Genomic DNA, 20,528 nt, shown 5'->3' with positions numbered 1-20,528 from the left:
TCGGCGGGTGGGTCCGACCCGGCCCCGCAGTGCGCGCGGGGGCCGGGTCGGACGCCGGCGGAACGGCCTCAGGCGACGCTGGGGAGCACCTGCGGATGCTGGACGCACGCGCAGGAGGAGGCTCCGGGGAACCCGCAGCCGGAGGTGGACGTGTTGGCCGAGAAGGCCGATACGCCCGCCGTGTCGCGCATCGTGGTGACGGTGATTCCGCCGAGGTCCAGGTCGGTGGCCTCGAAGGTGGTGGCCGCGTTGATGTCTGCCATGAGAACTCCCAGGGTGGTGGGGTTGGCTGGTAACCGCCGTCCCGTTGGTGGGGGACGAGCGAGCGCAACCGTAGCTCCGGGGGCGTTCGGCGCGCAGCGCGCGATTTGCGCTCTTCCGGCGTAACTCAAGCCGAAATCAACGGAGTTGGCCGACACGCCGCTGAGTACCGGCCGCGCGGCCACCGGCTCCAGCGGCGCTGCACGCGGCCTCTGCCTCCGGCCCCCGGGCGGGCCGGGCGCCGGGCGGCCGCGGGGGGCCGGGGCGACCGGTTTTCTCCGGCTCGATTCCGGCCAGTACAGTACGTGGATGGTGAACCTACGGGAGCAGATCCGCGTCGAGCTCGGTGTCAAGGCGGCCGTCGTGCCGAAAGTCGAAATCCGGCAGCGGGTCGACTTCCTCAAGGACTACCTGAGGTCGACCCCGGCCAAGGGCTTCGTCCTCGGGATCAGCGGCGGCCAGGACAGTACGCTCGCCGGTCGGCTCTGCCAGCTGGCGGCCGAGGAGCTGCGCGCGGAGGGGCACGAGGCCACCTTCGTCGCGGTGCGGCTGCCCTACGGCGTCCAGGCGGACGAGCACGACGCGCAGATCGCGCTCGGATTCATCCGGCCCGACCGGTCGATCGCCGTGAACGTCAAGCCGAGCGCGGACGCCGTCGCCGTCGAGGCGGCCACCGGCCTGCGCGAGCTGCTGGGCGAGGAGACCGTGCTGCGGGACTTCGTGCGCGGCAACATCAAGGCCCGCGAGCGCATGGTGATCCAGTACTCGATCGCCGGACAGCTGGGCATGCTCGTGGTGGGCACCGACCACGCGGCCGAGGCGGTCACCGGCTTCTTCACCAAGTTCGGCGACGGCGGTGTCGACGTGACCCCGCTGACCGGGCTGACCAAGCGTCAGGGAGTGGCCCTGCTCCAGGAATTGGGCGCACCGCCCAGCTCATGGGAGAAGGTGCCGACCGCCGACCTGGAGGACGACCGGCCCGCGCTGCCCGACGAGGTGGCGCTCGGCCTCACGTACGCGCAGATCGACGACTACCTGGAGGGCGCGGACGTCGCCCCGGAGGTGGCGGCGAAGCTGGAGTCGATCTTCCTCGCGACCCGGCACAAGCGGACCGTCCCGGTCACCCCGCTCGACGACTGGTGGCGAGGCGCCGAAACGTTTCCGGTGTGAAGTCCCGCCGCCGGACGGGTGAGTGGGGCGGGCTGCTGCCCTAGGCGGGTGGGTCGGGGCCGCTACAAACGGGCCATGCACTCACCCGCGCTCCGCGTCGTCCCGGCGGTCGTACTCGCTCTGGCCACCTTCGCCGCCCCGGCCGCCGCTCGTCCCGCCGCGCCCGCCCCGGCACCGGCCGTACCCGACCCCGTGGTCTTCGTGCACGGCTGGAACAGTGACGGTGCGACCTGGAACACCATGGCCGGCCGGTTCCGGGCGGACGGCTGGCCCGCGGATCGCCTGGTCCAGTGGACGTACCCCACGTCCGGCTCCAACGCCGGCACCGCCCAGCAGCTCGCCGAGGTCATCGACCGTGTCCTTCGGACGACCGGGGCGATGAAGGTGGATCTCGTCAGCCATTCCATGGGCGCGCTGTCGTCCCGCTACTACCTCAAGAACCTCGGCGGCGATGCCAAGGTCGACGCGTGGGTGTCCTTGGCGGGCCCCAACCACGGCACCGACACCGCCCGCTGGTGCGGTCAGGACTCCTGCGTCGAGATGCGCCCCGGCTCCGCCTTCCTCGCCGCGCTCAACAAGGGGGACGAAACGCCCGGAGCCACCCGCTACGCCACGTGGTGGTCCTCCTGCGACGGGGTCATCAATCCCGACAGCAGCGTCGCCCTCGCGGGCGCGGTGAACACGCGGACCCCGTGCCTGCAACACGGCGCCTTCCCGGGTGACGCGGGGGTGTACACGGCGGTGAGGGACCACATCGGCGGACTGCGAGCCGGCTGACGCGGCCGGTCGTCCGGTGCTACCGGGACGCGTCGCGCAGGGTCACGCACGGCCGTTCCCGCAGGCCTTCGAAGACCACGCAGATCCTGTCGTCGTGGCGGAACTTCCGGTTGATCTGCCAGGAGACGTACTCACCCTTGAAGCCGGCGACCTCCTTGTATCCGACCGTCCTCCACTGACCGAGCGTCCGGATCCGCCGGCCGTCCCTGACCGGCGCGCTCCCGGCCCTGACCCCGGCTCGCCACCCCCCGGCTCCGGTCCGTGCGTCACTCCCGCTCAAGCGGTACCAGCCGGGTTGCCCGCGCAGCGGGTGTCCTCGGCCGGCAGGGCGCCGTCCAACAGGTAGGCCTCGACGTGCGCGTCGACGCAGGCGTTGCCGTTCTGGTACTGGCCGTGGTCGCCCCCGTCGACCGTCACCAGCCGGGAACCGGCCAGCCCGCGATGGGCGCGCACGGCCGCCTCGTAGTAGGTCGCCGGGTCGTTCGTCGAGTTGAGCATCAACACCGGCGGCAGCCCCGCGCCGGTCACCTTGACCCGCGGCGTCGCGGTCCGGGGCCAGTTCGCACAGATCGAGGCGAAGGTCAGCGCGCGGGCCCCGACCAGCGGGGCGTCGCGGGTCGCCGCGCCGCTCTGCGCCAGCCAGAACCGCCCGTCCCTGTTCCACGGGGTGTCCGCACAGGTCACGGCGAAGTAGTCGGCGACGAACGGAGCCCCCATGAGGTGCTTCAGCCGGGCGGCCACCGCGGTCCGCGCCGGCGCCGGCGCCTGCTCCGGGTGTTCGAGGACGCCGAGCAGCGAGGCGAAGGACGCGAAGCGGCCGGCGGCGTTGTACATCGCGTCGCTCGCCGCCACGTCGAGGTGGTTGGCGGTGACCACCGTCCCCTCGATGTCGAGCGGGTGCTCGCTCAGGGCGGCCCGCAGCCGTTCGTAGGAGGCCTGCGCGGCGGCCGGGGTGCTCCCCTGGTGGTAGGTGGCGTCGTTCGCCGCCAGCCAGGGGAGGAAGTCCTGCTCGTAGCGGCGCTGGAAGCTCGCCGGCTGGCCCAGTTGGAAGGCCTGCCAGGTGCTGGTGAAGTCGACGTTGCTGTCGAGCACGACCCGGTCCACCCGGCGGGGGAACTCGGTCGCGTAGTACGCCCCGAGGACGGTCGCGTACGACGGCCCGAAGTAGGAGATCCGGTCCTCGCCCAGCAGCGCCCGGTACAGGTCCATGTCGTGCACGGCCTGGTCGGTGGTGATGTAAGGCAGCAGTCCGCCCGAGTTGCGCTCGCAGTCCCGGACGAAGGCGCGGGCGCGTTCCACGGTGCGGGCGAGGGCCCGCGGGGACCGGTCGCGCAGGTCGCCGCTGGTGAAGAGCGCGTCCACCCCGTCCTGGTCGGAGCAGACCACCCGGGTACTGGCGCCCACGCCCCGCTGGTCGAAGCCGACGATGTCGTACGCCGCCGCCAGCTTCGGCCCGTACGCGGCCAGCCCCGCGGGGCGGCCCAGCCCGGAGGAACCCGGCCCGCCCGCCGCCACCATCAGGACGCCGCGGCGCTTCGCGGGGTCCGTCGCGCGGTGCCGGGACACCTCGATGCTCAGGTTCGGCCCGGCGTCCGGGTGGTACCAGTCCCGCGGCACGGCCATCGTGGCGCACTCCAGCGGACCCGAGGCACAGGGGTGCCAGTCGAGGCGCTGGGCGCGGTAGCGCTCCGGCACGGGCGGGGCCGTGGCGGAGGGCCCGGTGGACGGGCCCGCTCCGGGGGCCGCGTTCGCGGCCGCCGCGGGCAGCGCGGCGGCGGCGAGCAGTGCGCAGGCGGCGGCCGCTCCGGCCCGGCGCGCGGTCTTCCTCTTCCTGCTGAACAGGTGCATGTGGTACTCCCCGTCGGACGATCTCGGTCGCTTCCGATCCTCGCCCGCGGGCCACCCCGGCTTCGATACCACTGCTGCCAGGGTTGGAGGTGGCAGTAGTGCCACCCCGAGGGCCGGGGCCCGGCCGACCGGGCCGTCCGCCGATGCCGGGATACCGGGACCGGTGGGGCATGATCGGGGGATGTCAGATCGCATCATTGCCGCCTGCGACGGGGCGGCGAAGGGGAATCCCGGGCCTGCCGGGTGGGCCTGGGTCATCGCGGACTCCGCGGGCCGTCCGGAGCGCTGGGAGTCCGGCGCGCTCGGCCGCGCCACCAACAACGTCGGTGAACTCACCGCCCTCCAGCGGCTCCTGGAGGCCGTGGCGCCGGGCACGTCCATCGAGGTACGGATGGACTCGCAGTACGCGATGAAGGCCGTGACGCAATGGCTGCCCGCCTGGAAGCGCAACGGCTGGAAGACGGCGGCGGGGAAGCCGGTGGCCAACCGCGAACTGGTCGAGAGCATCGACGTGCTGCTGACCGACCGGGACGTGGAGTTCCGCTACGTCCCCGCCCACCGCGAGGACGGCGATCACCTCAACGCGATCGCCGACCAGGCCGCCAGTGACGCCGCCGTGACGCAGCAGGCGGCCGGGACGGCGCTCGGCAGCGAGACCGTCCCGGTGCCGGCGCCGGCCCGCAGCGGACCGGCGCGGCAGAAGTCGGCGGCCCCGGAGAAGCGGACCGCGGCGTCGGGCGCGGCGTCAGGCGCGGCGTCGGGCAAGGGCGGCCGCGCCATCAAGGCGAAGTTCCCCGGCAGTTGCCCGTGCGGCAAGCCCTACGCGGCCGGCGACATGATCGCCAAGCTCGGGGCGCGCTGGGGCCACGCGGACTGCGCCGCCGCGGCCCCCGCCGACGTGCCCGCCTGACCGCGCGCCCGCCCGCGCCCAGGTCGCCCGCTGCCGTTCTGCCAGGACAGCACGAAGTCCCGGACCCTGGGGGCCGGGACTCCGTGCTCTTCGCTTGACCTGCCCGTTCAACGAGCGGATCGCGAGGGGGTTACGGGGTGCCCGCCGCGCGGTCCCGCGGCCCCGCTACGCGTGCTGGATCGCCCGCACCAGTTCGGTGACGAGGTTCGCCCGCTCGGTCATGGCGTCGACCAACAGGTACTCGTGGTCGGCGTGGGCGCCGCCGCCGACTGCGCCGAGCCCGTCGAGGGTGGGCACCCCGAGCGCGGCCGTGAAGTTGCCGTCGCTGCCGCCGCCGACCGCCTTGCCCTCCAGGTGCGGCAGGAGCCGCCGGGCCAGCGCGAAGAGGGACGTCGACGCCGATTCGGGCATCGGGGGACGGCCGATGGACCCCTGCACCTCGATCCGCGCGCCGGCGAGGTGCGGGGACAGCGCCGCGAAGGCGGACTCCACGCGCTCGGTCTCGTCGGCGGACTCGACGCGGACGTCGACGATCACGGTCGCCCCGGCGGGGACGACGTTGTCCAAGGTGCCCGCGGACGCGACGGTCGGCGTGACGGTGGTGCCGAGCTCGGGGCGGCCGAGCGCCGCGATGTCCAGGACCTGGTACGCGGCTTCGACGAGGGCGTTGACTCCGGCCTCGGGCTCCAGGCCCGCGTGCGAGGCGCGGCCCGTGATCGCCACCTGGAAGGTGCCGCACCCCTTGCGCCCGGTCTTGAGGGCCCCGCCGTCGGCGGCGCCCTCGAAGACGAGGACGGCGCCGCAGGCGAGGGCGCGCTCCTCGATGAGGGACCGGGAGGTGTGGGAGCCGACCTCTTCGTCCGCGGTCACCAGGATCTCGACGCCCGACCGGTCGTCGAGGGCCGCGAGGCCGTGGACGGCCTGCACCAGTCCGCCGAGCATGTCGAAGACCCCGGGGCCGGTCGCGCGGCCGTCGGCGACCGCGAACGGGCGGCGCTCCAGGGTGCCGAGCGGGAACACCGTGTCGTGGTGGCCGAGGACCAGCACCTTGGGATCGCCGCCCGCGGACCAGTGGACGTGCGGCCCGGCCTCGCTCTCGACGAGCACGGCCTGCCCGCCGAGGCGGCTCTCGATGACGGCGGCGACGACCTTGGCGGAGTTGCTCAGGGCGTCGCGCTCGCGCGACGGGGATTCGGTCTCGACGAGTGTCCGAAGGTCTTCGAGCATGGCGTCGACGCTCACGGGGACGGTCTTGGGCATCGTCATGCGGGCAAGGGTATCCGCCGCGCCGCGCCGCGGGAGCGCCTGTCCACGGGGCGGGCCGTCGGGCCGTGCCCGCTCAGGTGGGCAGGCCCAGGCCCGCCGCGATCGCGCTGACCTTGGTGTAGACGGACACCGGGTACTGGTCGTCGCAGTACTTGTTCCCGGTGGAGACGATGCCGATCACCTTCCCCCCGGCGACGAGGGGGCCGCCGGAATCGCCGCGGCAGATGCTGTCGTGCGTACCGGCGCGGGGCAGCCCGCACACCTTGAGGGCGTCGGACTCGCCGGGTTCGGCGAAAGGTGCGCAGCCGGTGAGCGGAGCCAGGGTCAAGGTGGCCGACTTCAGCCGCGTGGCGGGGGTGTTGGTGGCGGTGCGGCCCCAGCCCGCCGTCTTCGCGCTCGTGCCGAAGGCGTAGAGGGCGGAGTCCTTCGGGCCCGCCACCGGCAGGGCGGCGTACGGCATCGGTGCGGAGAGGGTGATGACCGCCGCGTCGTAGGTCAGCGTGCCCTGTTCGAACTTCGGGTGGACCTTGACCGAGGCGACGTGGCGGACCGTGCCCTTGGTGCTCGCGACCGTCGTGCGCCCGCCGACGACCAGCAGGTCGAGCGGTGCGGGGGCGTCCTTGACGCAGTGCGCCGCCGTCAGCACCTTGGTGGGGGCCACGAGCGTGCCGCCGCAGAACGGCTGTCCGTCCGCGGTCTCGATGAGCATGGCGTACGGGTGGTCCGTCACCGTCGCGTTCTGCCCGCCGTGGACGGCCGCGGCCGGAGCCGCGGTGGCCGCGAGTCCGGCCGCGGCGAGTACGGAAGCGGTGAACGCGGCGGCTGCGGTACGCCTGTCGAACCTGAGCATGTGATCCCCCCGGGGCGCGGTGCGCGACCCTGGGGGCGCGCGGCGTCGATGTCGTGCAGGAGGATGGGGGCACCGGTGGCGGGGTTCCGCGGCGGCGGCGAAATGGCCGGAAACGTCAGCCGAGCCGCTCGATGGCCACCATCGCCGCGTCGTCGCCCAGGTGCCCGCCGGGGGAGTGGGCGAGCAGGTCCGCGCACAGGTGGCGCAGCAGGGCTTCCGGGCCGTCGCCGACCCGGTCGGCGACCCGGTCCGCCAGCGGGTAGAAGGCGCCGCGCGCGTCCCGGGCCTCGATGACCCCGTCGGTGTAGAGGAGCACGACGTCCCCGGGCTCGAAGGAGAACGACTGCACGACGAAGCCGCCGTCCGCGAACTCGGTGAGGCCCAGGGGCGGAGCGGGGTGGTCCACCTCCAGCGGGAGGACCTTCCCGCCGCGCAGCAGCAGGGGCGGCGGGTGCCCGCAGCTGACGAGGTACAGGGTCGTCTCCCGGTCCGGGACGTCGAGCACGGCCGCCGTGGTGAACTGCTCGCGGTGCCCGTCGTGCTCGGGGGGCTCCCCGTGTGCGTCGCCGTCGTGGCCGTCGTCGTACGGGTCCGGGGCGACGGCGGCCTCCAAATGGGCGACCAGCCCCGGCAGGTCGGGCTCCTGGTGGGCGGCGGCCCGGAAGGCGCCGAGGACCAGGGCGGCGTCCCCGACGGCCGCCAACCCCTTGCCCCGGACGTCACCGATGATCAGCCGGGTGCCGTCGGGGGTGCGCGCGGCGGCGTACAGGTCCCCGCCGATCTGCGCCTCGGCCTCGGCGGCGAGGTACACGGAGGCGAGCCGGAGCGGGCCCATCCGTTCGCGCAGGGGCCGCAGGACGACCCGCTGCGCCGCCTCGGCCACCGAGCGCAGCTGGGTGAGCTGGCGTTCGCGGACCTCGCGCAGATGGGCGAAGAGGGTGACGAACACCGAGATCAACACCAGCGCGATGATCTGGATGGTGTGGTTCAGATCGGTCAGGTTGGTCCGTACGACGGCCACCACGGCCTGGGCCAGCACCGCCACGGCGCCGACGAACCCGGTCATCCGGGGCCCGGTGAAGGAAGCGGCCAGCGCGGGTGCGGCGACCAGGAACGGGCCGAGGTGGACACCCGGCGGAGCCAGGATGTCGACCACGGTGACGAGGGCGATCAGGACGAAGGGAACCGGCAGCAGCGCCAAGCGCGGTTCCCGGCCCCCGCCCCGCCCCGGGTGGCGCAGCCGATGACCCATGGCTCCTGCATACACCGGGGGAGGCGACTCACGCGAGTCGGTCCGCCAGCGCGTCGAGGTCGTCGACGAACCAGGCGTGGGTGCCCCGGTTCGACTCGCGGACCAGGTCCGGCAGGGCCTTGCTCGCCCGCAGGTGGTGCGCGATGTCCCCGACGACGACCAGGCGGAGCCGGTAGCTCACGAATTTCTGCAGGATCGCTCCCGCGACCCCGCTGCTGAGGTCGAAGAAGGCGTCGTCGAACCGCTGCGCCGGGACCGCGACCACGTCCGGCGCGTGCTGGTAGGCGGCGCCGATGAGGTGGTCGAGGGCGTCCTGCTCGGTGGCGATCGGAGGGCCGTCGGCGGCGCAGACGAGGACCGGTACGCCGTGGTGGGTCACGAGGCGGTCAGGCACGGTGGGCCCCCTGCCGGGCGCCGGAGAGGAACAGGCCGTTGTCCGGTTCCAGGGCGCCGTCGATCAGGTGCAGCAGATCGGCGGTGTCGACCGCACCGCCGAGGATCACGATCTTCATACGGGCTCGCTCCTTGTCGTAGACGGTCTGGACGCGCAGTGCTTCCGGGGTGTCCCGCGGTCCCTGCACGGCGGCGGTGACCAGGGTGCTCAGCCGGCCGGCCCCCTCCGGGCCGATCGGCTCGACCAGCACGATGCTGGACACCTCCAGGTGTCCGCGCGGGGCCGTGACCGGCTTCGGCGCCGGTGCCGCTGCCGGATCCGGGTCGGTGAGCGGAAGCCGGGTCAGCGCCTCGAAGTCCTCTCGGCTGATCCGGTACTGCTTGCCGATCCGGACGGCTTTGAGCCGCCCGTCGCGCACGTAGTTCCGGACGGTCCGCACATGGAGCCCCAGGCGCTCGGCGACCTCGCCCACCGAATACAGCTCGCGTTCAGCACTCTCCATGGGACTGGATCGTACTGCAAACAACTGTATTTATGGAAGATGAGTACTGATAGGGAGCGATGAGGAGGGGTGGGGCGGTGAATTCAACGATCGTTTCGGTTGTAGAACCGATCGCTGATCTGATTCAGTGACGAGGCGGTACGGGCGCTGCCCGTCGGCCGCTACGCGTACGGGACAAGCAAGCCAGCCAGGAGTGAACGTGACCGACGAGGAAAGCCCTCACCTGAAGAGCCTGGCGCTTCTCGAGGGGCTGATCGAGGAAGCGGAGCTGGATTGGGCCGTGACCCTCGACCCGGAGCCGCTGGCCCGGAGCACCGGTCTGCCCGAGTCCGTGGTGGTGGCGGGCCTGCACCGGCGCCCGCTGCCCGAGAGCGACTTCCTCCAGCAGGTCACCCAGCGGCTCGAATTCCTGCGCCGGACCCGGCTCGGCCCGGCGGGCCGGTCGTACACGCAGGCCGAGATCGCGCACGGGGCCGGTCTGACGCCGCAGTGGTTCGGCCGTTTCCTGCGCGGGGAGAAGGCGCCCTCGCTGGAGCACGCCGCCCGGATCGAGGACTTCTTCCAGGTGCCCCGCGGCTTCCTGACGGCCACCCCCTCCCAGGCCCTGGACCGGGCCCTGCGGGAGAAGCTGGAGGAGGAGCAGTCGCGCCAGCTGGCCGAGCTCCAGGACTTCAAGCGCAAGAACCAGCTCAACGGATTCGCCCTGCGGGGCACATCGCCCAAGACGCGCGCCGTGATGCAGGCCCTGATCAACTCGATCGAAGAGGACCAGCTGGACGCCTGAGGCGCTGCGCGCGGGGTATCGCGCGCGGAGGCAGTACGTGGGATCGGCTCCGCCACTCGGCGCGGGCACGGGGAGAGGGCACCGCACACCGCGCCCGAGCGGTGTGCTTTTCGAGGGGTTTTCCGGGTGGGGATCTTGCGCAACAGGCGTCGGCAGCACCAGCTCGAGGAGGAGATGGCGAAGCTGTGCGGCGAGCTGGACGCCGCGCTGCGCGGGCCGGCCCCGGTCGATGTGGACGAGCTGTTCAAGAGGGTGGCCGGCTACCTCACCGAGATGCGCGGCCGCCCCGTGCGGGTGCTGCGGCGCAACTTCCCGCCCGGCCTGTCCGGGCTGTGGCTGGACCGCGAGCACGAGGACGTCATCGTCGTCGTGCGCAGCACCAGCCCCTTCCACTCCCTGGTCATCCTGGGGCACGAGATCTGGCACATGGTGCGCGGCCACTGCGGCACCCACGAACACGGTTCGCAGGCCGCGACCCGGCTGCTGGTGGACGTCCTCGGCCCCGGCCCGCTCGACCAGGCCATCCTCAGCGTCGCCGCGCGCACGCACGCCGTGCCCGGCGACGAGGCCGAGGCGGAGGCGTTCGGACGCCGGTTCGGCAGCCGGCTGCGCCGCCACGTGGAGCCCCATGCCGGCCAGCGCCCCCTCAACGGCCCCGGGCAGCGGATCCAGTCCTCCCTCGGAGGCTCTGAGGACTGATGGCCAATGCGGACTACTACATACCGGCCGTGGTGCTCGCCCTGGTCTTCCTCGCCAAACTGCCGAACCTGACCCGCAGGTGGCGCAACCCCATGGTGCGCGGAGTCGCCGCGCTGACCTTCCTGATCGGCGCGGGGTTCTTCTTCGCGGCCCCCTCCACCATCCGCTTCGTCAACCGGACCACGGGCGTCGACAACATCTCGGCACCGCTCGTCTACTCGCTCCTCAGCGCGTGCAGCACCATGGCGATGGTGCTCCTGACCTACTGGCGCAGCGGGTTCGGCGAGGAGGTCCGGCGCCAGGTCCGCGGCTGGTTGTGGGGCGGCGCGTTCGTCATCGTGTCCATCTCGGCGCTGTTCGCCTCCGGGGACGCGCCGAGCGAGCGGGTGCGCGACCTGGACACCTACTACGCCTCCGCCCCGGGCATCCGCGAAATGATCGTCCTCTACCTGCTCTGGCACACCGCGATCTACGCCACGCTCACCCGTACCTGCCGCCGGTGGCTGAGCGAGGCCGAGGGCTGGCTCCGGGCCGGACTGAGCTGCCTGGTCGCCGGTTTCGGGCTCGGCGCCGCCTTCGGGATCGCCAAGGCGGTGGCGCTCGGTGCCCGCTGGTCGGGCGTCGACCTCGACTACCTGAGCAGTGACCTCGCCCCGCCCGCCGCGGGTCTCGGGTCCCTGCTCTGCGCTGCCGGGTTCCTCCTCCCGCAGGGCGAGCGGGTCGACGCCTTCCGGAACACCTGGAGGCGCTACCGGGAGTTGGCTCCGCTCTGGCGCGACCTGCGCGAGGTCGCCCGGGAGCCGGACCTGACGCTGACGCTGCGCCGGCCGTCGCTGGACGACCGGCTCGCGTACCGGGAGACGGACGTCCACGACCAGCTGATCGCCCTCGCCCCGCACTGCGATCCGGAGCTCATGACGCAGGGGCGCGCGGCGGCCCTGCGCGCGGGGGAGGAGCCCGGGCCGGCCCGGGCCGCCGGGGCCGCTACCATGATCGCCGCCGCCATCGCGGCCAAACGGGAGGGACCGGACCCCGCGGAGGGGGCCGACCGCGGCGCCGGGTTCGAAGCGGTCTCCCTCCTCCTGGGAGGGGGCGGCGACGAAATCGCGCGGGTGGCCCGGCACTATGGGGTGCTCTCCCGCCGGACGGTGACCACCGGGCCCGTCCGGCCCCCCGCACCCGCACGGAAGGTCGCACGATGATGCGCTCGCAAGGCCTCGATTTCTACATACCGGGCGCCTTCCTGGTCGTCATCCTGCTGCTCCGGCTCCCCGCGCTGTGGCGCGACCCGCGCAACGAACTGCTGCGGTCCGTCTGCGCGGTGCTCGCCCTGGCGGTCTGCGTGGACTTCGCCACCGCCCTGCCCTCGCTCGTGGCGATCAACCGTTTCACCGGCATCGCGAACGCCGCCGCACCGCTCGTCTACTCCCTGCTGACCGCGTTCTGCGGGGCGAGCATCGTCCTGATCATCCGGTGGAACGCCGGGCCGGAGAAGGCCGCCTGGGCGGCCCGGTGGACGCGCCGCTGCTACCGGGTGACCGCGGTGGTCGTCGTCACGATCAACGTCCTGTTCGTGCTGGGCGACGCTCCGGTGGAGCGGCTCACCGACATGGACACCTATTACGCGTCCACGCCCTACATCCGCGAGATGCTCCTGCTCTACCTGCTGGCCCACACGGCGAACGGCATCATCGTGACGGCCCTGTGCTGGGTGTGGGCGCGGCAGGTGCACGGCGCGCTGCGCGCCGGACTGATCCTCATCTGCATCGGGCACCTCTTCAACCTGGCCTACGACGGGCTGAAGTTCACCGCGATCGTCTCCCGCTGGCTCGGTCACGACCGGGACTACCTCAGCGCCGGGGTCGCCCCCGTGGTCGCCTCGCTGTCCGTGATCCTGATCGGCGGCGGGTTCGTGCTGCCGCTGGCCTGGCAGCGGTGCTCGACCCACTGGGACCAGTGGCGCCGGTTCCGTCAGCTGCGGCCGCTCTGGAAGGAGCTGAGCGCGGCCACCCAGCACACGCGCGAGCTCGCCGAAGGCCCCCGTGCCTCCATCGAACTGCGCGTCACCCAGCTGGAAGCCGACATCCACGACGGGATCCTCACGGTCAGCCCCTACCTGGACGCGGAACTGCGCGCCCGCGCCCTGCTCCGCGCGCGCGAAACGGCCGGCTGCGCCGAAGAGGCCGAGGCCACCGCCGACGCGGCCGCGCTCGTCGACGCGGTCGTGGTGTGGGCCCGTCGCGTCCCGCTGCCCGAGGGGTCGGACCCGCTGCGGCAGAACCACCGCTCCGTACTGGTCTCTCCCGACGATCCCTCCGGTCTGGTGCGGATGTCCCGCGCGCTGTGCTCGGACGTCGTCCGGTCCTTCCGAGAAGCGGCTGCGCTGCGGCACACCCCCGATATACCGGTGCCGCAACGCTAGCCGTCTCCGACCCGGCGAGGACTTCCTCCCCGGGCTTCGTGGCCACTAGAACATGTCAATGATCGATTGTGCAAGCGAAACGATCCTTGAATTTGACCTTTCGGACTCACCGCGTCCGGCACGGGCGGATTCGTCGTGCCTTGGGGCCCTAAAACCCCCACTGGTCAGGTACTTGACCAGTGGAGGGGGCTGTTCCCCCAAGGTCTGAACCGGGGGTTAATCGGTTCGTCCAGAGAAACGATCGTTGGTAGGGTTGCCGTCAGGCGAGCTGCCACCGTTGGATGCCGGTCCCGCCGGACGGTTGTTGGGTGACGGGGGAGCCGTCCGCGGTGGAAGCGGTGGTGAGGAGCAGTGCGCTCTTCCGGTTGGCCACCGAGTAGTCGCCGCCGCCGAGCGCGGTGAACAGCCAGCGCTGGCCGTCGCCGCCCGTGCAGGTGGCCTGGACCACGGCCGCGCCGGCGCCGGTGGATCCGCCCTCCACGTCCGCGCAGAGGTGCGAGAGGACGTTGGTCAACGTGTAGGTCCCGTCGCCGCCCGGCGCCAGTTGCCACTGCTGGTTGGGGCCGCCGTGCGGGGTCCAGGTGATCAGCCGGGTGCCGGAGGCGGTGGAGCTCGCCGGGTCGTCGAGGGCCCGCCCGGCGGCGGTCAGGGTCCGGGTCCCGCCCAGCTGACCCCCGTACACCTCGAACTCGTACAGGGAGTACCCGTAGGCGGTGCCGCGCTGGGTCCCGTACATCCGGATGTAGCGGCCCGACCCGGAGAGGCCGCCGAGGTCCTGGACCCCGCCGGCGCCGCTGGTCGTCGTGTACGCGGTGCGCCAGGTCGCGCCGTCGTCGGAGAGCTGGATCTGGAACGCCTTGCCGTACGCCGCCTCCCAGCGCAGCACCACCCGGTCGACGGCCTGGGTGGAGCCCAGGTCGACCTGGAGCCACTGCGGGTCGGCGTGGGCGCTCGACCAGCGGGTGGCGGGGTCACCGTCGGTCGCGGTGGCCGCCGGGAAGTTCGCCGTCTCGGTGCTGGAGGCGGTGGTGGGGCGGTTGCGGGCGAGGTTCCCCGGCTGGGCGAGCCCGGGCCAGGCGGGGTTGTGCCCGATCGCCCCGATGACCGTGGTGAAGGAGGCGTAGTCGCCCACCGGCTTCGGTGACCCCCAGGTCTGCTGGGCGAGGGCCCGCAGGGGGTTGGCGATGCCCGCGGCGATCTGGGCCTCCGTCTCGGCGCCCGGGTTGTCGCACCACACGTGGAGCAGCGAACCGGGGTTCTTCGCGGGGTCGGTGAGGGTGGCGCCGCCCTCGAAGCGGTCGGGGGTCCAGGTCTCGTACATCCACTTGGTGTCGGGCTTGGCGCCACCGAGCACGTAGTAGGTCGGCGTCCAGGACTCGTTGGCGACCTGGTGCCCGGCCGCGGCCAACTGCTGGGGCGTGAGCCCGTAGCTGTACCAGTACTCGACGAGGATGCCCGGGTGCGGGGCGATCGTGCCGTCCCCGGACTTGATGCCGTCGTTCCACATCCGGGTGGTCTTGCCGCCGGCCCGCACCAGGTCGTCGGCCCAGTTCACGAACCCGTAGTAGGTGTCCTTCGCGGTCGCGCCCGCGCCGTAGTGGGCGCGGGCGTAGCTGAGCAGCTGGGGGTACTTGCCGTAGTCGGTGACGTACTCGTCGGCGCCGATGTGCCAGTAGGCGGCCGGGAAGAGCGGCAGGTACTCGTCGACCAGGTCCTTGATCAGGGCGTACGAGGCGGGCAGCGACAGGTCGATGAAGTCGGCGCTGACCGCGCCCGAGCTGCTCTTGAGCTTCAACTCGGGGTGGGCGGCCAGGATCGGGTTCATGTGCCCCGGGGTGTCGATCTCCGGCACGATCGTGACGTGGTACTTCCGCCCGAGCGCGATCAGGTCGGCGAGGTCCTGCTTGGAGTAGTGGTCGGCGGAGACGATCTCGGGGTGCGTGGCGCTCTCCAGCCGGAAGCCGAAGGTGTCCGACAGGTGGAAGTGGAAGTAGTTGAGCTTGAGGTAGGCCAACTCCTTGATGTGCTGCGCGACCCACTCCACGGTGAAGAACTTCCGGCCCTGGTCGATCATCAGGCCGCGCTCGGCCTTGGACGGCCAGTCCACCGCGGTTCCGGCGGGGATCGAGGTGGACCGGTGCAGCAGCTGGAGCACGCTGCGCGTGCCGTAGAAGGCGCCGGCGTCGGTCCCGGCCCGTAGGGAGAGGGTCGCCGCGACGGTCATCCGGTAGCCCTCGGCGGGCAGTGTGGCGTCCCCGAGCGCGAGCGCGATGTCACCGGTGGAGGCCGTGCCCGTGACGACGGTCACCGGACGCCCCGCGAGGGCCCCCAGATCCTCCGCCAGGGTCTGCGCCTCGTCGAGGAGCCGGTCGGCGGAGGCGGGATCGACGACGATCCGGCTGGTGCCGGTGAAGGTGTAGGCGCCGGAGCCGGCCGTCCACTGGCGCAGCGCCGGAATCGTCTGGGGCGGCCCGGCGGCGGCCGGGGCGGCCGGAGCGGCGGTCGTGGGAGCGGCGATCGCGGGTACGGCGAGTGCGGCCAGGGCCAGCACGGCGGCGATCAGGAGTCTGAGCAGACGCATGGAAGTCCCCGAACGGTGGGTGGGAAGGGGAGTGCGTGTGGCGGGCAAAGTGCAGCGCAGTGCCGCGTTCATGTCAATAGGTGCTCGAAGTGGGCTGGTTGCGCGCACGATCGCGCACGATCGTCGACGCCCGCCCGGTCCCCGGTCCCCGGCGCACGCCCCGCCGTGTCGTAACCCGTGCGCCCGGTGGTCCCGGCCCGATAGTGGGTGCTGTGAGCGACAGAGAACGCGCCGCGTGGTCCGGGCCGGAGGGGGCGCGGGCCTTCGCCTCCGTGGTGGCGGCCACGGACTGGCTGCTGGGGTACCCCTTCGTCTTCCGGTCCCTGGCCGAGCGGATCGGCGCCGGGCACGTCCTGGTGGACTACGGCTGCGGGCCCGGCACCGTCGCGGCGCACGCCGCCCGGGTGCTCGGGGCCCGGGTGCTCGGCGTGGACACCTCCCCGCAGATGCTGGAGCTGGCCCGGGCCGCGGGCAGCGCGGTCGCGGAGTACCACCTGGTCGAGGACGGGCGGGCGGTGGGCCTCGCGGACGGCTGCGCCGACGCGGTGATGTGCAACCACGTGCTGGCCTCGCTGCCGGATGAGGCGGCCCTGCTCTCGGTGTTCGGCGAGGTCCGTCGGCTGCTGCGGCCGGGCGGCCTGTTCGTGCTGCTGGCGACCGACCCCGCGTGCGCGGGCACGGAGTACGCCTCGCTGCGCATCGGGGAGCCGGGCGCGGTCTACGGCCCCGGCGAGCGGGTGACCGTACGGCTCCTGCGCACGGACGGCACCTGGCAGGAGATGCCCAACCGGGCATGGCCCGTCGACGTGCTCCCGCCGCTGCTCGAACGCGCCGGGTTCGAGGGCGTCGCGCACCACCACCCGACGGTGGCCGAGGCGCTGCTCGTCGCCGACCCCGATCTCGCCCACAGCCGCCCGTGGTCGGCGGAGCGGGCCGCGCCGCCGCTGGTGGTCACCACGGCCCGGGCGCGCTGACCGGCGGCGCGGCGACCGGGGGCCGGGAGGGCTTGCCCGGGCCTTGATCGTGGTGTTGGCTGCTGGGGTCGTACGTGCGGCGGCGGCGCCGTGTCGTCCGGTCAACTCCGCACCGTTCAGGTGGCCTTGCGGGGTCGCCGTGACCGTGGAGCCGAGGCTGCGCATGACCGTCCCGACGTCGCCCTCCCGAGCAGCTGAGGCCCTCGCCGTGCGCCACCGGCTCGGCGCCCTGGAGCACACCTTCCGGCCCGAGAGCGAGATCGGCGTCCGGGGCAAGTACCGGATCTGGTTCGTCATCGGCTCGCTGGTCGGCATCGCCGCGCTGTTGGGCGGTGGGGTCCTCCTCTGGCTGGAGGTGGACTGGAAGGTCGCGATGTACCCCCTGTGGATCGGTGTGCTGGCCGCGGTGGCGGTCGCCAACAGCCCGCTGTTCCGCAGGGGCCTGGCCGCCAAACGGTTGCACCTCTACGAGCACGGGCTGATCGTCGACAAGGGCGGTAGCGCGCTGTTCGCGGCCCGCTGGGAGCGGGCCGTGCTCTACCAGGAGACCGTCCAGGAGGTGATCGACTACAAGGGCACGCGGACGCCGGTCGGGCGCTCCCACGTCTCCGTGGTGGTCGCGCCGGGCGGCGAGCAGGTGCGGATCACCGACCTCTACGCGGGCTCGGTCACCTGGGGCCCGTTGCTCGCGGAAGCCGTCGCCCGCACCCAGGTCGACAAGGTGTGGAAGCTGGTGCGCGAGGGCGGGACGGTCCGATTCGGCCCGCTCGCGCTGTCCCGCGCCGGCGTCACGCACGAGTCCCACGGGACGTTGCCCTGGGCGGAGGTCAGCGAGGTCGCCGCCCGCGGCGGCATGGTCTGCGTCTGGCGGACCGGCCTGACCAAGGCGTGGGCGGCCCCCAAGGCCCCTAAGGTGCCCAACCTGCTGGTCTTCCTGACCATCGTGGACGAGCTGCGGCGCCGGTAGCGCGCTCCGGCGCCGCGGACTCAGGGCTGGACGTGCTTGGCGACGAAGCGCCCGGCGGCGAACTCGATGGTGAAGCTGACCTGTTGCTCCTCGGACAGGGTCGGGGCACCGCACTCGATGTCCGCACGCTCGACGTATATCGCGTCCCGGGCCCCGTAGGGGACGAGGAAGCCGTAGCCGTGGTCGCGGTTGAAGGACTGGACGAACCCCTTGACCCGGGCCCCGCCCGGCTCCTCGCACGTGTCGTCCATGCAGCCTCCTTCGCGTCGGAGCCGCGGCCGCGTGCCCGGGGCGGTGCCCGGGGCGGTGCGTGCCGTCCACTGTGGGCGGTACGGGCGGGGGCCGCGCGCCGGGCGGCGCAGTCGGGTGAGGCCGCCGTACGTACGGGCGCTCCCCCGCGGGTCGGGCCGGCCGTCGAGCGCCGCGCCCCGCCCCGTACGGTGAGCGCCACCACGCATCCAGGAGGAGCGCCATGAACGCGGTCGACTACCGGGGCCAGACGACGCTGATCACCGGAGCGAGCTCGGGCCTGGGGGAGGAGTTCGCCCGCCGCCTGGCCGAGCGCGGCTCCGACCTCGTGCTGGTCGCCCGCAGGGAGGAGCGCCTGGTGCGGCTGGCGGCGGAGCTGGCGGCGGCGCACGGGGTCGCGGTCGTCCCCGTCCCCATGGACCTCGGCGTGGACCGGGCCGGAGAACTGCTCTCGCAGGAGCTGGACCGGCGCGGGCTGACCGTCACCAGCGTGATCAACAATGCCGGCTTCGGCACCTTCGGCCCCCTCCACCGCGGGGACCCGGAGCGGCTGCGCCAGGAGATCGCGGTGAACGTCGGCGCGGTGGTCGGCATCAGCGGGGCCTTCGTGGACCGGCTGCGCGCCCACGGCAAGGGCGTCCTCGTCAACGTCGCGAGCACGGCCGCCTACCAGCCCGTACCCGGGATGGCGGTGTACGGCGCGAGCAAGGCCTTCGTCCTGAGCTTCACCGAGGCCCTCTGGCACGAATCCCGGGGCACCGGGCTGCGCGTGCTGGCCCTGTGCCCCGGAGCGACCCGCACCGAATTCTTCGACGTCCTCGGCACGGACGGGGTGAGCGGCGGCACCCGCGTCCAGAGCGCCGGAGCGGTCGTCCGCACGGCGCTGCGCACCCTCGACCGCCGCAACCCGCCGCCCAGCGTCATACCCGGTGGCCTCAACCGGCTGATGGCCCTCGGCGGCCGCCTCCTGACCCGACGGCAGATGGTCACCTCGGTCGGCCGCATCATGCCCTCGACGGCCACCGGCTGACCCGTGCCGGGACCCGCGCGGGAGGGCGCCGAGCGCGAGGCCTAGGATCCCGTGCCATGGCGATGTTCGTGCACCTGACCTCGGCGGCGAACGCGCCGCGCATCCGGCGCTCCGGGGTCCGGGCGGTGAGCTACGGACAGGGCGGCCGGCGGGGCGTCTTCTGCTTCCCGGTGCTGCCGTCGTACACCCTCACCCACCAGTGGCTGCGCGAGCTGGCCCGATTCGGCACCCGGGGCGGGCTCGTGGCCGTCCACGTGCGGTTGGACGACGCCCAGGACGTGCTGGTCGGGCACTACCGGGACCGGGCGGGCGGGACGCAGGCCGCGGTCACCGCGGCGGAGGCGGTGCGGCGGATCGCGGCGCTGGAGGACCCGCGCGGGTGGGAGGTCTTCGTCCCCGGGGCGATCCGGTCGGGCGCGGTGCACCGGGTGCGCACGGCGCCGCAGGTGGCGGGCTGGCGGTACGTGCCGGACGCGCACGGGGTGCGCCCCTGTACCTGCGTCGGGTGCCAGGGCCGGGGCCAGTACGGGTCACGGCGCCTGCGCGAGCGGCTCCCGCTCCCGTCGGACGCTCCGCCGCCGCCCACCCCGGTCCTGCTCGCCCGGATCGCGGCGGCCGGTGACCCGGGGGACCCGGCCGCGCTGCGGGACGCCCTGGAGTGGCTCGGGATGCGCCGGCGGGGTCCGCTCGCCCAGGTGGGCCGGCTGGCCGCGCACCCCGATCCCACGGTGCGCGAGGAGTTGGTGTGGGCCGTGTCCCGCTGGTCCACGCCCGGGGTCACCGAGCTGCTGGACGCCCTCGCCGACGACCCCGAAGCGGCGGTCCGGGAGGCGGTGCAGGAGGCGCGCGAGGGGCGCTGAGCCCCCTCCTCAGCTCAGCTGTTCGGCCAGCGCGAGCACGATCGCGCCCGGCCCGCGGAGGTAGCAGAGCAGGTAGCTGTCCTCGAAGCGCGTGACCTCACCGATGAGTTCGGCGCCGAGCGGCCGGAGGCGGGCGAGGGTGTCCTCGATGTCGTCGACGGCGAACATGACGCGGTGCAGGCCCAGCGTGTTCGCCGGGGTGGCCTCCCGCTCGGGGGCGATCGCCTCCGGGCTGTGGTACTTCGTCAGTTCGAGCCGGCCCGGGGCGCCCGGGATCCGCATCATCGCGATCTCGGACCGCATGTCGTCGAGCCCGACGATCCGTCCCGCCCAGCTCCCTTCGATCGGCATCCTGCCCTCCAGCTCCATGCCGAGCTCGGTGAAGAAGGCGACGGCGGCGTCGAGGTCGTCGACGACGATGGCGACGTTGTCCATGCGCAGAAGGGTCATGCGCCCGAGGATAGGGGCGGCCACCGACGGCTAGGGGGTGTCTGACGGATGTGCGTGGGGAAGGAGCGGTGTCCGGTGCGTGCTCTCGGCGTGCCGACCGGGAGCCCGCGTACTGGACGTACTCGGGCTTTCGGTCGGTGCGGCGAGAGTGCGTGCCGGGCGCCGCGACGCCACGGACATCCGTCAGACACTCCCTAGTAGTGCTTTGTTAGCGGGTCTTGTCAGGTCGGGTGTCTGGTAGTTCGCTGGTTGTATGAGGGCTGGGGAGCTTGCCGGGGTGCG

22 protein-coding genes are annotated in these 20,528 nt (G+C 73.0%); 11 read left to right on the top strand and 11 right to left on the bottom strand.

The window, feature by feature from the left end; translation table 11 throughout:
- Nucleotides 1–68 precede the first annotated feature (68 nt).
- A complete protein-coding gene (locus ACIQWR_RS10215; protein WP_399257441.1) occupies nt 69–263 on the bottom strand; it encodes a thiazolylpeptide-type bacteriocin in 195 nt (64 codons plus the stop codon).
- Nucleotides 264–570: 307 nt separating this feature from the next.
- Between ACIQWR_RS10215 and nadE the strand changes: the two genes are divergently transcribed.
- Entirely contained in the window at nt 571–1,431 is an 861-nt protein-coding gene (nadE, locus tag ACIQWR_RS10210) for an ammonia-dependent NAD(+) synthetase (protein WP_404006482.1), read from the top strand.
- A 75-nt stretch (nt 1,432–1,506) separates the two neighbouring features.
- Complete coding sequence (locus tag ACIQWR_RS10205) at nt 1,507–2,208, top strand: esterase/lipase family protein (protein ID WP_404006480.1); 702 nt, start codon at nt 1,507–1,509, stop codon at nt 2,206–2,208.
- A 19-nt stretch (nt 2,209–2,227) separates the two neighbouring features.
- Here the strand turns inward: ACIQWR_RS10205 and ACIQWR_RS10200 are convergent, their stop codons facing one another.
- Nucleotides 2,228–2,488, bottom strand: a complete 261-nt coding sequence (locus ACIQWR_RS10200) for a hypothetical protein (RefSeq protein WP_404006478.1) — start codon at nt 2,486–2,488, stop codon at nt 2,228–2,230.
- The gene (locus ACIQWR_RS10195) at nt 2,485–4,056 is read right to left on the bottom strand and encodes an alpha/beta hydrolase (RefSeq protein ID WP_404006477.1); all 1,572 of its coding nucleotides are present in this window, start codon (nt 4,054–4,056) and stop codon (nt 2,485–2,487) included. The genes ACIQWR_RS10200 and ACIQWR_RS10195 overlap by 4 nt, the downstream gene beginning before the upstream one ends.
- 181 nt (nt 4,057–4,237) lie before the next feature.
- On the opposite strand from ACIQWR_RS10195, the gene ACIQWR_RS10190 reads away from it, so the two are divergent.
- Nucleotides 4,238–4,966 (top strand): ribonuclease H, encoded by a 729-nt coding sequence (locus ACIQWR_RS10190; RefSeq protein ID WP_404006475.1) that lies wholly within the window; start codon nt 4,238–4,240, stop codon nt 4,964–4,966.
- Between the two features lie 165 nt (nt 4,967–5,131).
- On the opposite strand, the gene ACIQWR_RS10185 is transcribed toward ACIQWR_RS10190, so the two are convergent.
- The 5 genes from ACIQWR_RS10185 to ACIQWR_RS10165 all read right to left on the bottom strand — a co-directional run bounded on the left by ACIQWR_RS10185 (nt 5,132) and on the right by ACIQWR_RS10165 (nt 9,230).
- Nucleotides 5,132–6,232 carry a M20 family metallopeptidase gene (locus ACIQWR_RS10185; protein WP_404006473.1) on the bottom strand — a complete coding sequence of 367 codons (1,101 nt, stop codon included), beginning with the start codon at nt 6,230–6,232 and terminating at the stop codon, nt 5,132–5,134.
- Between the two features lie 73 nt (nt 6,233–6,305).
- Nucleotides 6,306–7,082 carry a S1 family peptidase gene (locus ACIQWR_RS10180; protein ID WP_404006471.1) on the bottom strand — a complete coding sequence of 259 codons (777 nt, stop codon included), beginning with the start codon at nt 7,080–7,082 and terminating at the stop codon, nt 6,306–6,308.
- 115 nt (nt 7,083–7,197) lie between these two features.
- Nucleotides 7,198–8,334: a PP2C family protein-serine/threonine phosphatase gene (locus ACIQWR_RS10175; RefSeq protein WP_404006469.1), complete on the bottom strand. Its 1,137-nt coding sequence runs from the start codon at nt 8,332–8,334 to the stop codon at nt 7,198–7,200.
- Between the two features lie 28 nt (nt 8,335–8,362).
- Entirely contained in the window at nt 8,363–8,728 is a 366-nt protein-coding gene (locus tag ACIQWR_RS10170) for a DUF4180 domain-containing protein (protein WP_404006467.1), read from the bottom strand.
- Nucleotides 8,721–9,230, bottom strand: coding sequence for a helix-turn-helix domain-containing protein (locus ACIQWR_RS10165; RefSeq protein WP_404006465.1), 510 nt, complete (start codon nt 9,228–9,230; stop codon nt 8,721–8,723). The genes ACIQWR_RS10170 and ACIQWR_RS10165 overlap by 8 nt, the downstream gene beginning before the upstream one ends.
- A gap of 199 nt (nt 9,231–9,429) precedes the next feature.
- Here ACIQWR_RS10165 and ACIQWR_RS10160 point away from each other — a divergent pair, with 199 nt between their 5' ends.
- From ACIQWR_RS10160 to ACIQWR_RS10145, 4 genes are all read left to right on the top strand, one after another.
- Complete coding sequence (locus ACIQWR_RS10160; protein ID WP_404006463.1) at nt 9,430–10,014, top strand: helix-turn-helix domain-containing protein; 585 nt, start codon at nt 9,430–9,432, stop codon at nt 10,012–10,014.
- A gap of 135 nt (nt 10,015–10,149) precedes the next feature.
- Nucleotides 10,150–10,713 carry a toxin-antitoxin system, toxin component gene (locus ACIQWR_RS10155; RefSeq protein WP_404006461.1) on the top strand — a complete coding sequence of 188 codons (564 nt, stop codon included), beginning with the start codon at nt 10,150–10,152 and terminating at the stop codon, nt 10,711–10,713.
- The gene (locus tag ACIQWR_RS10150) at nt 10,713–11,915 is read left to right on the top strand and encodes an MAB_1171c family putative transporter (RefSeq protein WP_404006459.1); all 1,203 of its coding nucleotides are present in this window, start codon (nt 10,713–10,715) and stop codon (nt 11,913–11,915) included. The genes ACIQWR_RS10155 and ACIQWR_RS10150 overlap by 1 nt, the downstream gene beginning before the upstream one ends.
- A complete protein-coding gene (locus ACIQWR_RS10145) occupies nt 11,912–13,135 on the top strand; it encodes an MAB_1171c family putative transporter (protein WP_404006457.1) in 1,224 nt (407 codons plus the stop codon). The genes ACIQWR_RS10150 and ACIQWR_RS10145 overlap by 4 nt, the downstream gene beginning before the upstream one ends.
- Before the next feature lie 259 nt (nt 13,136–13,394).
- On the opposite strand, the gene ACIQWR_RS10140 is transcribed toward ACIQWR_RS10145, so the two are convergent.
- Nucleotides 13,395–15,716, bottom strand: coding sequence for a family 20 glycosylhydrolase (locus ACIQWR_RS10140; protein WP_404006455.1), 2,322 nt, complete (start codon nt 15,714–15,716; stop codon nt 13,395–13,397).
- A 212-nt stretch (nt 15,717–15,928) separates the two neighbouring features.
- On the opposite strand from ACIQWR_RS10140, the gene ACIQWR_RS10135 reads away from it, so the two are divergent.
- Together ACIQWR_RS10135 and ACIQWR_RS10130 are read left to right on the top strand one after the other, a co-directional pair.
- The gene (locus ACIQWR_RS10135) at nt 15,929–16,690 is read left to right on the top strand and encodes a class I SAM-dependent methyltransferase (RefSeq protein ID WP_404006453.1); all 762 of its coding nucleotides are present in this window, start codon (nt 15,929–15,931) and stop codon (nt 16,688–16,690) included.
- 163 nt (nt 16,691–16,853) lie between these two features.
- Nucleotides 16,854–17,657, top strand: a complete 804-nt coding sequence (locus tag ACIQWR_RS10130; protein WP_404006451.1) for a DUF6585 family protein — start codon at nt 16,854–16,856, stop codon at nt 17,655–17,657.
- A gap of 20 nt (nt 17,658–17,677) precedes the next feature.
- Here ACIQWR_RS10130 and ACIQWR_RS10125 read toward each other — a convergent pair whose 3' ends face one another.
- Nucleotides 17,678–17,908 carry a cold shock domain-containing protein gene (locus ACIQWR_RS10125; protein WP_404006449.1) on the bottom strand — a complete coding sequence of 77 codons (231 nt, stop codon included), beginning with the start codon at nt 17,906–17,908 and terminating at the stop codon, nt 17,678–17,680.
- Nucleotides 17,909–18,129: 221 nt separating this feature from the next.
- Here ACIQWR_RS10125 and ACIQWR_RS10120 point away from each other — a divergent pair, with 221 nt between their 5' ends.
- Entirely contained in the window at nt 18,130–18,936 is an 807-nt protein-coding gene (locus ACIQWR_RS10120; RefSeq protein ID WP_404006447.1) for an SDR family NAD(P)-dependent oxidoreductase, read from the top strand.
- A gap of 56 nt (nt 18,937–18,992) precedes the next feature.
- Nucleotides 18,993–19,796: a HEAT repeat domain-containing protein gene (locus tag ACIQWR_RS10115; RefSeq protein WP_404006445.1), complete on the top strand. Its 804-nt coding sequence runs from the start codon at nt 18,993–18,995 to the stop codon at nt 19,794–19,796.
- A gap of 9 nt (nt 19,797–19,805) precedes the next feature.
- On the opposite strand, the gene ACIQWR_RS10110 is transcribed toward ACIQWR_RS10115, so the two are convergent.
- Entirely contained in the window at nt 19,806–20,246 is a 441-nt protein-coding gene (locus ACIQWR_RS10110; RefSeq protein ID WP_404006443.1) for a VOC family protein, read from the bottom strand.
- Nucleotides 20,247–20,528: the final 282 nt, after the last annotated feature.

The organism is Streptomyces sp. NPDC098789 (assembly GCF_044759975.1).
GTDB lineage: Bacteria > Actinomycetota > Actinomycetes > Streptomycetales > Streptomycetaceae > Streptomyces.
Note: the sequence above shows the minus strand (reverse complement) of the source record. Positions and strands in the feature narration are given on the sequence as shown.